A 12,951-nucleotide genomic window follows, 5' to 3' on the forward strand; every position below is an offset into this window, starting at 1 on the left:
GGCGGCCTGTGTTCGGACGAAAAAAAACCGCGGAGCCGAAGCTCCGCGGTTGATAGACCGATACTTTCTAAGCCGGATCAGTCAAGGGGGATGACGTTCACAGCCTGCAGGCCTTTGGGGCCTTGCTCGACTTCGAACTCCACCTGCTGGTCTTCACGCAGGGTCTTGAATCCCGAGCTCTGGATGGCGCTGAAGTGACAGAACACATCTTCACCATTGGGCTGGCTGATGAAGCCGAAGCCTTTTTGTTCGCTGAACCACTTCACTGAACCGACGAGACGCTGTGCCATGTTGCTTTCTCCTGTGGTGGTGGCCTCAAAGTTTGGGAGGTCGCCACCTGTCGCGCCACCCCTGGCAACGCGTGCCCATCCAAAGATGTGGGCTGTGGGTATGAATCGAGCGACGATGAGCCGTGGACACCGCATATACGCGATGACACATCCCTCCAGGGGAGGGGCGAAGCTACGAACAAGAGTAGCTCCGAGGAGACACCACCGTCCGGGCCTTCCTACGTGAAGCCGGAGGGAAAGGCAAGGACGAACCTCCGACGAGATCCGGGTGTCAGGGGCGACGCACCGCCAGGTTGTCAATGAAGCGCAGGTAGTCCGGACACATCTCCTGCTCTTCGTCGTCAAAGCTAGACTCCGGCCCGCTGCAGTCAATGCGACTTAAGGGAGAGCTGCATAGCGCGGTCAGATCCAGGGGGCGAGTAAGTGCTTTGCTGGCGCGGTTGTTGGCGATGTTGAGTTCGGTGAGCTTTCCCCGCGGGTCAACGCTGGCTTCCACAATCACCCGGGAAGGCAAGGCCTCCATGGCTTCGGCGTCACCGACAATGATGACCTGGCCTTCGAGCAGGGCGTGATAGACGTCTTTCCAGCCCGGGGAGAGCCCCTGCTCGACACTGTCGCAGGTGGGGGGCTCGGGGTAGCGCTGGTGTCCTTTATAATGCTCCCGGATCTCGGCGTCGAAAGGCTCCAGATCCATGATGCAGAAGGAGAGTTTGGTTCCCTGCGCAAGCGCGCAATCCTCAGGGCGCGGGCCCGGGGTGTCGCATGCTGCCGTGGGCTGGATCAGCCCGAGCTCCAGCCAGTCTTTGAAGTGAATATGGTTATGCCCGGGGTGAAGCTCAAAGGCGTCTTGCCCCAGATCGACCTCATCCTGCCCCCCCGGGTGGCGGTCGAGCTTCTGCACCACCTGCGCACGTTCCGGGTCATCTCCCGGGCCAAAGCCTCGCCCCTCCAGATGAAGCGGACCGGTGCCCACGTTGGCTGTGCTGGCTCCGACGCGCAGGCCGAAGATCGGAGGCCCGGAAGGCATGATCGCGCATTGCCAGAGGTTATCCTCAAATTCGCGCACGTCGACGATGATATCGGGCAAGAGCTGGTAGTCGCCTTCACGCGGCCACAGCGCGAAGTCTTCGCGGCGACACGGCCCTCCGGCGCTCTCGATACCTCTGGAGGTACAGAGGTCCATGGAGCATGGCTCGTTATAGCCGTCGTGGAAGCGGTAGAAGATTCCCGGGCGGTAGTCAGGATGGTCGATGCGCACGCGGTACCACTGTCCCGGGCTCAGCGTTGACTCCGGGTCGACCAGGCAGGGGCCGGCACCGCCCAGCCCGAAGTTCGATCCGTTGAAGCGCGCCCGGGCGCTGCGCGTGAAGTGATCGGGTTGCTCGCGCCGAAGTTCACGTGGCCACTCCCAGCTGTAGCCGGTGGATTCAGGCGGTGGCCAGGCGTAGAGGCGGAGCTCGGCGTCGGGCACCGGCGAGGAGGTCAGGGCGTCTTCGACGCTTCCAGAGGTGCACGCTGACAGGTGCAGGGTGCACCACGCCAGCCATAACACGGCACAGAGCAGTCTGGCTCGATTCGACGCATTGTTCATCTTCCCCCCTGTGAGCCGAGGGAGCACCTCCGTGTGCTCAGCTCCCCCCCTCCTGATTTCTTGGATCACGTTCAACTAGAGCGTAAACATAAAGTCGCCTGCGGCCAGGGGTTTTCCCTCTGGTTGTCGCGAGGCATTCACCAGAAGATGCTCCGGAGAGACACACGTGAGACCGAGCCTGAAGAGACGTACAAAATCGGCAGCCCCCTGGATCTGCAAAGCCCCGGGTGTAAACGTCGTCGCGCTGACCCTCGCGCTGAGCCTCCCGCTGGTCAGTACCACCGGTTGTGTGGCCTCGGAGCAGGGGCCTTTGCCGAACAGTGAGGCAGGGCACCTTTTTGTCGATCTGAACACCCCGCTGGCGGCAGGTTGGGATGCCACAATCCTGGTGCTCGGGCCGACCAATGGTGAGCAGATTTGCGACGAGGAGATCGGCTGCTACCCGGACCACCGCGCGTTGGAAGCGCACGATATCTCGCTGAGCGGCGATGAGGGGGTGCTCGAGGTGGTCGGTTTTGAGGAGGTGGAGCTGATGGGGGTGGCCGGGGCGCGTGTGTCGCTTAAGGCGCTGCAGCCCGGACGCGCCCGGGTGGAGCTCGTCTTTGATGTGGAGGGCCTGGAGCCGCCCGCGAGTACCGATCCCGAACGTGGGGAGGATGCTGGCGAGCTGCCTCATTTTGTGGACGCGTTCGAGGTGGACGTTCGCGAGGTGAATCGTGTGGAGCTGCGACGCGTGATCGGGGGCGTCGACCCCCAGGGGCGTTACGGGAGCTGTCCGGCGACCGGAGCCGGAGCCTACGTATTTGACGATCCGACCGAGCTGGCCATCACCGTGGAGCAGCGAAAACTCGATGCGGAAGGCCAACTTCTGCGCGGCTCCGGTCAGTTCGCCTTTGAGGTCGACCCGCCCGAGGCGATGGCGCTTTTTGAGGGGGAGGAGAGCCTGCATCAGATTCGGCTGGAGCCTTCGCAGAGCGGAGCGATCGCGCTCAAGGGCGACCAGGGAGAGGCCCTGATGAGCTTTCGGCTCGGAGGGCCGGAGGCTGTCGACGGGGCGCAACCACGTGTGATCGAAGTCACCACCGAGGGGCAGCGCGGGTTTGCCGTCAACCGCATGGTTCAGGGACGTTTTTATGAGCTTCAGCTGGGGCCGACGCTGGCGCAGGCTCCGCTCTGTGGCGGGGATGCCGTGGTTCAGAAGCAGGTGATGACACCGGCGAACTGTGAGTTCGCCACCGCGCCCACTGCAAACTCCGTACAACTTGTACGGGCGCTCAACCCGGGGGAGTGCTGGGTGCGATTTGTTTCGCCGCAGGCCAGCGGAGGACGCGGGATCGCAGTGGATTTTCAACTGGATGTGGAGCCCGGCACCCCGACGCAGCCCGGACTCTAAAAGCCCGGGCTGCGTCGGGAGGCGGCACAGACAACGCGTCGATTACTCGTGGCGATCGAAGAGGAGCTGGTCGCTTAAAGGATCCTCGCCGTCGAGCATCGCCTCATAGGAGGTGTCGCCGTCGAGCTGCAGGCGTAAAAAGGCCATGCTGTAGGCGTTGATGACATGGTAGGCCTCTTCATAGCCCATGTTTGTTGGGCTGCAACCGTCCTCCTGGAAGTCGTCGACCGCGTCTCCGAGAAGTTCGCAGAGGTTGGAGAAGGTGAAGTGGCCGCCGTTTGTGATGTCGATGCGGCGGTGTTGCTCACCTTCCATCGCCTCCCAGAGAGGATCGCCCTCAAGCGCATTGGGCAGGGTCAAGTCTCTGCTGGCAGTCCACATCAGGGTCGGGATCTCGATGGAGGAGGTGCCTGGCACATATACTTCGGCCCCGGCCGGTGTCATCGGGATGGAGGCTTTGAAGCGAGTGTCGAGGAAGCCCTCTTCGAAGATAGCGTTCTGATCGTTTTCGAAGATCTCGCAGATACGGTTGCTGATGGTGTCGTTGGCACAGCCGGTGTTGACGGCCTCCATATCAAGCGTCGCGCCGGTTGTGGCCAGCGTGGTGAAACCGCCGAGGCTGTGGCCGCTGAGGGCGATCTTCGATGGTGAGATTGTGCCGTAGAGCGCGTGGTCTTCGGGGAGAGCCTCGACCCAGTCCAGAATAGCGCTGACGTCCTGTGGCCGATAGACGGTCGATTCCAGTCGCACCGCACCGCCGGTATCACCGAAGGTGTTGCCTTTATGATCCGGCGCGATGACGACGTAGCCGTGGCTGGTGAGGTACTCGGCAAAGAAATAACTCTGGACGCTGAAGCTGCCATTGCCGTGGGAGAAGACCATCAGCGGCGCAGGCTCATCCGGGTCGATGGCCGGGGTGGGATCGCGAAGCACGCCCGGGGCGTTGATGGAGTTGAGATAGCGCCCCTCGTATCCCTCGGTGTCGAGGGTGGGGTACCAGATGGAGATGAAGATCTCGCGCTCCTCCTCGCCATCGCCTCGCGGTACGTAGCGGATCTTGGTGTAGGAGTAGCCGATACCAAAGTGGCCGCGCGCCTCGATGGGCCAGGGCCGCTGGGGGAGCGCGTCCAGGGGATCGACGTCTGCGTCTTCGTCGGCGTCTGACGTGTCGACGTCACTCGGATCGGCGTCGGCGACGAGATCGGTGTCAGGGGTGCCCGTATCGGGGCTGTCGGAGGCCTGGTCTTCGCCGCAGGCGAAAAGAAGAAGACTGGCAAGCCCGGCCAGACTCAGGCGAACGCGGTTTCGGGTGCACATCGGGCGTCCTTCAGGAGTTGACCAGCGAGTTGACGAGCTTGATGTAGGCCTCTTTGGCCGCATCCTGGGACATACCTTTTTTCTGCGCCCAGGCGTCGAACTTCGCCCGCTCGCGAATCTTTAAGCGGGAGGGTTGTTTGCCTTCGACATCGCCGGCGGTGGCCTGCTTAAAGAGGGCATAGAGATCGAGCAACGTGGCGTTGTCGGGAGTGCTGCCAAGCGTTTGCACCCGGCGAGTGGCAGATTCGAAGTCGTTTTGTAGGCTCATTCTGGCTCGACCCTGAAAAGAGGTTGGGGTAGTTGGAACCTTCAAACTACCAGAGCTGATTGCGGCGGCAAGGCAGAAGCGTGCGTTTCGGCCCGCCGATACGTGCCGGGGCGGCGCTCTAACTCATGGCAAGGACAGGATCGATGAAGATGCAAAACCCTCTGGAAGGACTGCTCGGCAGTGCCGCGCTTCGCGAGCGCCTGGGAGGGCACGTGCAGACGATCGCCCCGGCGCTCCGCCATGACTGGCTGCCGCGCAAAGCGCCCAGGGCCAGCCTCTGGCGCACGCGCGTGGACGATGGGCGAGGTGGTGAGGTGACGCTCAGCGGGATGTTTGCTGATGTGCCCGGCGTCCGTGATCTTGTGGTTGTGGTGCACGGGCTGGGCGGTTCGGTGGATCGTGGCTACTGCGTGGAGGCCGCCCGCGCCGCGGAGCGTGCCGGTTTGCCCTGTCTGCGCCTGGCGATGCGCGGCGCCGATGGGCTGGGCGAAGATATGCATCACGCCGGCCTCACCGATGATCTGCGCGCGGTGCTTCAGCAGCCATTTTTCGAGCGTTTTGAGCGCATTGCACTGCTGGGCTACTCAATGGGGGGGCATGTCTGCCTGAAGGCGGCTGCTGAGGGCGTAGCGACGAAGGTAACGGCTGTGGCGGCCGTCTGCCCGCCCCTTGATCTGGAGGCCACGCAGCGCTGTCTGGATGCGCCGGCAAACCTGATCTACCGCCGTCACCTGCTCGGCGGGCTCAACGCCATGTATGCGGGCATCGCTGAGAGGGGGGCCGTGCCCACCCCTCCGCAGCGCGTGCGCCTGGCGACGACGATCCGCGAGTGGGATCAGCTCACGGTGGTGCCGCGCTTTAAGTTTCGGGATGTCGACGACTATTACCGCTCGCAGTCGGTGGGGCCGATGTTGAAGTCCCTGGAGGTGCCGACGCTTGTGGTGGCCAGTCCCGGCGATCCGATGATTCCGGCCGACTCGCTGCGCGGACCGCTGGTGAGCGCGTCGACCCGTGTGCAAGCGCGCTGGATCGCGGGCGGGGGCCACGTCTTCTTTCGTTCCGATGTCGATCTGGGTTTTGGCGGGGAGCCGGGCATCGAGGCCCAGATCTTACGCTGGTGTTTCCGTTGAGTGTTTACGCTCTTAACAGGCGTATGCGAAAGAAGCGCGCCCGGACATTCGGGGCGCGCTTCTTTCGTAATCAGGATGGACAGCCCGCCTGATGAGCCGTTTAGAGCTGGGGGATGGAGCGCAGGAAGCTCTGATTGCTCTTGGAGTCATGCAGCCGTTTGATCATCCACTGCATGCCCTCCACCGGGCTCTGGTCCATGAGGCGCCGGCGCAGAAGCGGGGTCTGCTTGCGCTCAAGCTCATCGAGCATGATCTCTTCGCGGCGGGTGCCGCTGCTTGCGATGTCGATGGCCGGAAAGACCCGACGCAGCACGAGCTCCTCGTCCAGGAGCAGCTCCATATTGCCGGTTCCCTTAAACTCCTGGAAGATCACCTCGTCCATGCGGCTGCCCGTCTCGATCAGGGCTGTACCGATGATGGTGAGGCTGCCGCCTCCCTCAAGGTTGCGCGCCGCGCCGAAGAGCTGGCGGGGGATGTCGAGCGCGCCGGCGGAGACGCCGCCGCTCAAGGTGCGCCCGCCCGAGCCGGTATGCTCGACGTTGTAGGCGCGCGCCAGACGGGTAATGGAGTCGAGCAGGATGAGGACATCCTTACCCTCAAGGACTTTCTCCAGCGCGATGGAGAACGCTTTCTCCGCCACTTTAATATGGTTGCTGGAGGAGCGGTCGGAGGTCGACGCGTGGACGTCGAAAGGCATCTTCCGGCGGAAGTCTGTCGCTTCCTCGGGACGCTCATCGATGAGGACGGCGAGTTGGAAGATATCGGGGTGGTTTTTGTGGACGGCTTTGCCGATCGTTTTCAGGATCGTGGTCTTGCCGGCCTTTGGCGGACTTGTGATCAGGCAGCGTTGCCCCCGGGAGATCGGGGTGAACATGTCCATGATCCGCCCGATATACTCGTAGCGGTCGGTCTCCAGCCGGATGCGCTCGTTGGGCTGGATGGGGGTGTAGTCGGAGAGCTTCGCGGTCAGCGTAGCCAGGTCGACTTTGGGCTTGGAGCTCTGGCGATTGCCGCTGCGGCGACGACCGCGGCTGCGATTTCTACTCATGACAGCATCGATGGGGTAGATTAAAGGAAGGGTCGAAAGAGTGCGTGGGCCCGGCAAGTTTAAGGGGACAAGCTGCTCGACACGAGTGGAGCTGCAGGCGCGGGCGTACGAAGTCACGACTCCATAGTCAAGAGAATATGCACATGGCGCGCGAAATTGAAAACGAAAATTCACATGGCGGCCTTCATCCGGCGCTGCTGACGGTGAGCTGGCCGGGCGGAAAGCGCTGGACGGCAGCGCTCTGGCGCAGCCAGGGGGGCTCGACGATGCGTGGGATTCGCGGCTTGTTGGAGGCGCGTTTTCTGGCGCATGTAAGCATGCCGCCTGCATCCTATCTGGAGCAGGTCGAGGAGGCTGAGGTGCTCTCCTTTGATGTGGCCTGTTATGCCGAGCTCAGCGAGAGCGATGAGGCCGGAATGCAAGCCCTGGGATTCCGGAGGGTGCCCGAAGCGCTTGACGCCGAGCAGCTTGAGCGGTTGAGCGTGTTTCGCAATGAGGCTCGTCGCAGCGGTGGAGCGTCGGTGTCGGATCCGCAGTCGCTGTGGCGGCTCAACTTCAGCAGGCCCAATGGCATGCTTGAGGGCATGATCAAAAGGGCGTGTGTGGCCAGCGCAAAACGCCAGGGCGGGCAGGTCTTTGGCGATCGGCCGGGGTGGCCGAGTAAGTGGCTGGTCGAAGAACTCAGCCGCGCGATGCAGCTGGAGCTCGGGCCCAACGTCGACGGATTGGAGCGGATCTGCGCGCTCTTGATCGACACCTCGCCGGGAGAGCTCGGCTGGGTAGAGCCGGTGGCCTTTCAGGCGATCTGCGATCTTCTTGCGGTGGTGCTTCAGGCCAGCGGTCGGGGGCAGGTGGAGTGGGCGAGCAGCCCGATGGATGCGCTGAGCGGACTTGCGCCGCCGCCGATGGCGCGGATTCGTCGCGCGGGTTCCTGGCGAGCGCTGGAGCTGGGGCGCGATGTGGCCTCGACCTTGCTGCTTCCCTTCGAGCGTCGGGAGACCGGCGAGGGACTGAAGGTGCTTCTGAGTACGTATCTGCGCTGAGGCGCGGCGTTGTCGCGCCGTGTTGAGGGGTTAGCTTCAGAGAGGGAGAGGTCGCAGGGGCGCGGGCGCTGAAGCTGCCCCGGTCGCTGCGAACTGACACGACACAACAGGGGGAAAGGATGGCGAGCCTCAATGGCAGGTGCGCCGGTCTGTGGGGCCGTCACCGCTGGACGCATCGGGGGCTGGTGCTGCTTATCGTGCTCGGATGCTGGTGTGTTGCCGGCCTGGCGCAGAGCGCCCAGCCGCAGAGGGCCTCAGACGAGGAGCGGGCGATAGCGAGCCGAGGCGAAGTGTTGCTCTTCAGCGGGGTGGAGCGGATGGGAAACCGCGACGCCACAGGCTCGCCGCTGGCGTACCGTGGTCAGGCCTACCCGCTGATTTTACGCTGGGGGCGCAGCACGCCGCGCTGGAGTCGCACGTTGGAGTTGGGGGGATTTACCCCGGGGTTCAACGGGGGGCGGCTCAGCTCCGCGATCGATGATGGCCAGGGGCACTGGGCCAACGCCAGCTTCGTGGATGCGTCCTTTCAGTGGCGTTTTGCCTTGCTCAACCGCGGCAAGCGACGCCTGGAGATCGGCCCCCGCTTAAGTCATTGGACGATGTACCGATCCTACCAGTACGACCCGGCGCAGATCGGTTCGGTGGAGGTCTGGGAGGCCTTTGTCTCGCTGGATGCGTCCGCGGGCCTTCGCCAGTCGCTGGGAAACTGGGGGGAGCTGCACCTGGGCGTTAATGTGCCCCTGGGAGGCTACCTGATGCGTCCCAGTTACGCGGTTCGAGGCGACGAACGGGTGCGTCTGGTTCAGGAGCGCTGGCGGGCGGTGACCGACGGTCGTTTCGCGAGCTGGGGGAGCTTTCGCATGGTGCAGACTCGCGCTGAGATCTGGTGGATGCCGGGCACGTATCTGGCGGTAGTGGGCGCCTACCGAGGGGGGGCGTTCAGCTATGACTTACCTCTCGATACGCGCACCTACAGCCATCGCTTCAGCCTGGGCCTGGGGTTGCTCTACAGGTAGGTCTGCGTACACGCGATTTAGCAGGTTCCGACAACCGGGGGGAGGGATGAAGACCAGAGCGCGGCTGAGCGGGTGGTTTCGCGGGGGGCTTTTGGCGCTGCTGCTGCTGATGAGTGGTGGATGCGGGGCTTTTCTAGGGCCCGATCCGGCCAATACACCCGAGAGCAACTTCGAGATCTTCTGGGAGTCGTTTGACCGTCATTATGCCCATTTTGTGCATAAGGATGTCGACTGGGACGAGGTCTACCTGCGCTACCGTCCGCGGGTTGATGCAAAGACCACGGACGATGAACTCTTGGAGGTTTTTGGCGAGATGATCCGCTATCTGGAAGACGGCCACGTCTACGTCTCGGCCGGCGAGTTGGGGCGGGTTCAAAGCGATCTTCATCTGCGAGGCTCGCGGCGCAACTATGACCGCAACCTCATCAGTCGGCGCTACATCATGGGTAAAGAGCAGAGCGCCGGTGGGGGGAACTTCCGCTACGGCTGGGCCAGCCACACCCTGGGGTACGTGCATCTGGCGACGTTAAGCGGTGCGGAGGGCATCGGTGAGGATGTTCACGGCTGGATCGAGGATCTGGATGAGATACTGGCGTACTTCAAAGACGCTGAAGGGCTGGTCATCGACCTTCGTAATAACAGCGGGGGGCGAGCGTTTAATACCACGTTTGTGGCCAGCCGCTTTGCCACCGACACCCGGGACTTTGTGGTGACCCGCACCCGCAACGGCGCACGCCACGATGCCTTCTCGTCGCCCACCGTCTGGAAGGTCTCACCGGCGGGACCGCGTCAGTTTACAAAACCTGTGGTGGTGCTGACCAACCGCTACAGCTTCAGCGCCGCAGAGTGGCTCACCCTGGCGCTTCGTCAGTACGATCACGTCACACATATGGGCACCAACAGCGGCGGGGGCCTGGCGATGTTTCTGCCACGGGAGCTTCCCAATGGATGGCACTACACGATCTCGGTGCAGGAGACCCGCGACGCCGATGGGACCTTTTACGAGCGTGTCGGCGTACCCCCGCATATTCATGTGGAAAACACGCCGGATGACGTCAGGCAGAACCGCGACGCGATCCTCGAGCAGGCTCTCTCCCATCTGAGAAAGCAGGCCGGGCTGGCCGGGCACTGAGGTTCACAGGCTCAGTCGGGGCTGCGCACCGAGACGCCCAGCCCCACCGCCCAGCCCGCCGCGCTGTTTCGGGAAAAGGGCGTGAAGTAGCCGTCGGCTTCCAGCGCGATTCGATCGGTGATGGGAAAGAAGATTGAGGGGCCCACCGTCAGGTAGCTCTTCGAGATGAGGTCGTCACTTAAGGGGAAGACCGCCGAGGATGTCAGCGCCACCGTGGCGGTATCAAAGAGGTTGTAGCCGACCTGGGCCATGGTGACGAAACCATCGGAGAAGTCGCCCACCTCGGTTTCGTTCAAGGTCCAGGCGCTGCGGTACTGGTAGCCGATGTCGGCGTAGAAGTAGATGCCCAGATCGTGGAATCCGCCCCCTGCGGAGAGCCAGAGCGTAAGGTCGACCTGCTCGTCCCCCCGCGCTGGCGTAAGATCGCCTGAGGGGCGTCCGTAGAGGGGAAGTTTGGCCTCCAGGCGAAGCGCGGTCGGCACGCTAAGTTGGAGCGGTGAGACCTGAATGGCCACGTTCATATCGCCCGGCCCGAAGTCGGTGTAGCTCTGCGTGCCAAATCGGTTGCGGGCGTAGGTCAGCGGCACGTAGGTCTGAAGGTGCATGCCCTCGAGAACTCCCACCTCCCCGTAAAGGTAGGTCGTGGCGCTGAAGTAGTCGACGCCGGTGACCAGGAATCCCTCCGGGGTGCGAAAGGCGCTGGCCTGGTAGGCGGACTCTCCGACTTTGACGTAGTAGTCGCCGCTCTTTTTGGTCCAGGGGCCTGCCATCGCATCGGGCATAGCCAGGATGGAGACGAGAGAGGAGACGAGAAGCGCCGCGCAGAAGGGTAGCGCGGCGCGAAGGCGAAGCGAGTTGGGCATGATTCTACGGCTCAGTCAGGCCGAGAATCATTCAGGGCAATCTCGGCAAAAAATTCAGGGGCAGAGGACAAGGTCGAGGAGCTCATCGCCGCGACCGTACTGTTCATCTTCCGGGTAGCCAGTGCCTTCGAGGATGTCAATGAGCTGCTGGCGGATGGCAGCGTAGGTCTCATCGCGGCGGTCGCCTGCAGAGGGGCTGTCCTGGACGCACAGAAACTTCGATGTGCCGCAGGTGGGGAAGGTTTCACAAAATTCGTTTCTCGCGGCGGCGTCTTCGAGATCGGCGTCGCCGAAGTAGACCTGGCCGTCGATCATGCTCAGGCGCACGTCGGAGGCTTCGCTTTCCAGCACCGCGAGGTAGGGGTCGTCGGCCTGGCGTCCGAAGACGACGATGTCGGCACCGTATCCTGGCTCAAGTTGGCCCACGCTATGCTCCAGGCCGACGGTAATGGCACCGTCCCAGGTGGCCATCTCCCAGATGCGCTGCGGGGTGAGCGCGTCGATCGCTTGCTCCTGCCCGTAGCGATAGGCTACACGCATCTCGGCGAGCATGTCGAACTCCCCGGAGACGGTCCAGTCGGGGCCAAGCGCGGTGATGATGCCTAAGTCGAGAATCGACTCGATGTCGGCGGTCACGCCGTAGAGCGCGAGGTTGCTCGACGGGGACCACACGATCTTCGAATCGGTCATGTAGACCTCTTCGAGTTCGGCGTCGGTCAGCGCCACCGAGTGAATCAGCATTGCGGTGCCGTTGTAGAGAAGCGAGGTGCCGGAATGACGGTTGTTGCGGGTGTCGCGGCCGGCAAAAGAACTGAACTCAAGCTCGATGTTGTCGCCGCTGATGCCTTCGGCCATGTGCACGGCAAGGCGAGTTGTTGGATTATTGGGAGCGTTAAAGTTGTCGAGAAATCCTTGCGCCTGATCATCGGTGATGTCCCGCGGGGAGCCGATGGAAGTCTGCATATGGTTGTAACCCAGCTTATGATAATGGTCCGCGTTTCGAACCGCCCAATCGACGCATCTTCGTCTTGCAGATTGTCCCATTATCGTCGTGGTTCCATGAATCACTGAGCGGAGCTCGCCCCATTTGCCAGCCGGACATTCATGAGAAATGGAGCCACGGTTGTTGGCGTAGGGTTCGATATGAGCTTCGTAATCAGGATCGTCGGCCCACTGGTAACGGTTGCCGAAGAAGCCGGTGTCGCCGGGAATCCAGGGCATGAAGAAGTTGTAGGCTAGGTGGTTGTGGGCGTCGATGAGCCCCGGGGAGATGACCCCGTGGGTGTTGATCACCGTCACCGTCGCCGCGCCCGGCTCACCGGAGCAATCTTCGGCCACACAGGTGATGGCGCCGCCTTCGATGAGCACCTCGCCGTCTTCGATGGGGCCGTCCAGGGTGAGCACGGTGCCGCGGAGCAGGTAGCCGCCGGCGCCCACACGCTCCACTTCAGCGGCAGGGGAGGGCTGGGAGCGATCATCGTCGACCGGTCCTGTGTCGGCATCGTCGCCGGTATCCGTATCGGGATCGTCGCCGACGTCGGCGTCGGGATGCCCCGTGTCGGGTTGGCCCGTATCGGGGTTGGCGATGGGCGGATCGGTGCTGGAGCAGGCGGCGCTCAGGGCGAGAATGAGCAGGGCTGAAGCGCGCAACAGATAAGGCGAAGGTCGCATGGTTTCTCCCATAGAAGTCGGCGCCAGTGTAGCGGCTTCCCTCTCCAGGTGAAATGATCTTCGCCAGATCGTGAGCGCATTGTTTCAGGGCAGTCGGGCTGACCGGTGAGTTGGTTGAGGATCTGCGGGTCGCGTGGCATGTTAAGCAGACGCGGCATTGACCGGTGTGGGTCGATCCTGTGGCGAGCA

At 62.9% G+C, this 12,951-nt stretch carries 12 protein-coding genes; 5 read left to right on the plus strand and 7 right to left on the minus strand.

Features of this window, described 5'->3' with window-relative positions; genetic code table 11:
* Positions 1-77 precede the first annotated feature (77 nt).
* Positions 78-290: a cold-shock protein gene (locus EA187_RS03325; RefSeq protein ID WP_115602922.1), complete on the minus strand. Its 213-nt coding sequence runs from the start codon at positions 288-290 to the stop codon at positions 78-80.
* A gap of 271 nt (positions 291-561) precedes the next feature.
* A complete protein-coding gene (locus EA187_RS03330) occupies positions 562-1,881 on the minus strand; it encodes a lysyl oxidase family protein (RefSeq protein ID WP_127779163.1) in 1,320 nt (439 codons plus the stop codon).
* 166 nt (positions 1,882-2,047) lie between these two features.
* Here EA187_RS03330 and EA187_RS03335 point away from each other — a divergent pair, with 166 nt between their 5' ends.
* Complete coding sequence (locus tag EA187_RS03335) at positions 2,048-3,274, plus strand: hypothetical protein (protein WP_127779164.1); 1,227 nt, start codon at positions 2,048-2,050, stop codon at positions 3,272-3,274.
* A 42-nt stretch (positions 3,275-3,316) separates the two neighbouring features.
* On the opposite strand, the gene EA187_RS03340 is transcribed toward EA187_RS03335, so the two are convergent.
* Positions 3,317-4,591 carry an alpha/beta hydrolase family protein gene (locus tag EA187_RS03340; RefSeq protein WP_164855934.1) on the minus strand — a complete coding sequence of 425 codons (1,275 nt, stop codon included), beginning with the start codon at positions 4,589-4,591 and terminating at the stop codon, positions 3,317-3,319.
* Between the two features lie 10 nt (positions 4,592-4,601).
* Positions 4,602-4,859: an acyl-CoA-binding protein gene (locus EA187_RS03345; RefSeq protein ID WP_115602918.1), complete on the minus strand. Its 258-nt coding sequence runs from the start codon at positions 4,857-4,859 to the stop codon at positions 4,602-4,604.
* A gap of 143 nt (positions 4,860-5,002) precedes the next feature.
* Here EA187_RS03345 and EA187_RS03350 point away from each other — a divergent pair, with 143 nt between their 5' ends.
* On the plus strand, positions 5,003-5,989 hold the full coding sequence (locus tag EA187_RS03350; protein WP_164855935.1) for an alpha/beta fold hydrolase: 987 nt from the start codon (positions 5,003-5,005) through the stop codon (positions 5,987-5,989).
* Between the two features lie 100 nt (positions 5,990-6,089).
* Here EA187_RS03350 and rho read toward each other — a convergent pair whose 3' ends face one another.
* Positions 6,090-7,037, minus strand: a complete 948-nt coding sequence (gene rho, locus EA187_RS03355) for a transcription termination factor Rho (protein WP_164855936.1) — start codon at positions 7,035-7,037, stop codon at positions 6,090-6,092.
* 143 nt (positions 7,038-7,180) lie between these two features.
* Here rho and EA187_RS03360 point away from each other — a divergent pair, with 143 nt between their 5' ends.
* The 3 genes from EA187_RS03360 (at position 7,181) to EA187_RS03370 (ending at position 10,228) form a co-directional block, all read left to right on the plus strand.
* On the plus strand, positions 7,181-8,080 hold the full coding sequence (locus EA187_RS03360; protein ID WP_164855937.1) for a hypothetical protein: 900 nt from the start codon (positions 7,181-7,183) through the stop codon (positions 8,078-8,080).
* A gap of 119 nt (positions 8,081-8,199) precedes the next feature.
* A complete protein-coding gene (locus tag EA187_RS03365; RefSeq protein WP_127779167.1) occupies positions 8,200-9,096 on the plus strand; it encodes a hypothetical protein in 897 nt (298 codons plus the stop codon).
* Between the two features lie 46 nt (positions 9,097-9,142).
* Positions 9,143-10,228: a S41 family peptidase gene (locus EA187_RS03370; protein ID WP_164855938.1), complete on the plus strand. Its 1,086-nt coding sequence runs from the start codon at positions 9,143-9,145 to the stop codon at positions 10,226-10,228.
* Between the two features lie 11 nt (positions 10,229-10,239).
* On the opposite strand, the gene EA187_RS03375 is transcribed toward EA187_RS03370, so the two are convergent.
* Together EA187_RS03375 and EA187_RS03380 are read right to left on the minus strand one after the other, a co-directional pair.
* Positions 10,240-11,091, minus strand: a complete 852-nt coding sequence (locus tag EA187_RS03375) for a hypothetical protein (RefSeq protein ID WP_127779168.1) — start codon at positions 11,089-11,091, stop codon at positions 10,240-10,242.
* Positions 11,092-11,145: 54 nt separating this feature from the next.
* The gene (locus tag EA187_RS03380) at positions 11,146-12,762 is read right to left on the minus strand and encodes an amidohydrolase family protein (RefSeq protein ID WP_164855939.1); all 1,617 of its coding nucleotides are present in this window, start codon (positions 12,760-12,762) and stop codon (positions 11,146-11,148) included.
* Positions 12,763-12,951 lie beyond the last annotated feature (189 nt).

Source organism: Lujinxingia sediminis (genome assembly GCF_004005565.1).
Classification (GTDB): domain Bacteria; phylum Myxococcota_A; class Bradymonadia; order Bradymonadales; family Bradymonadaceae; genus Lujinxingia; species Lujinxingia sediminis.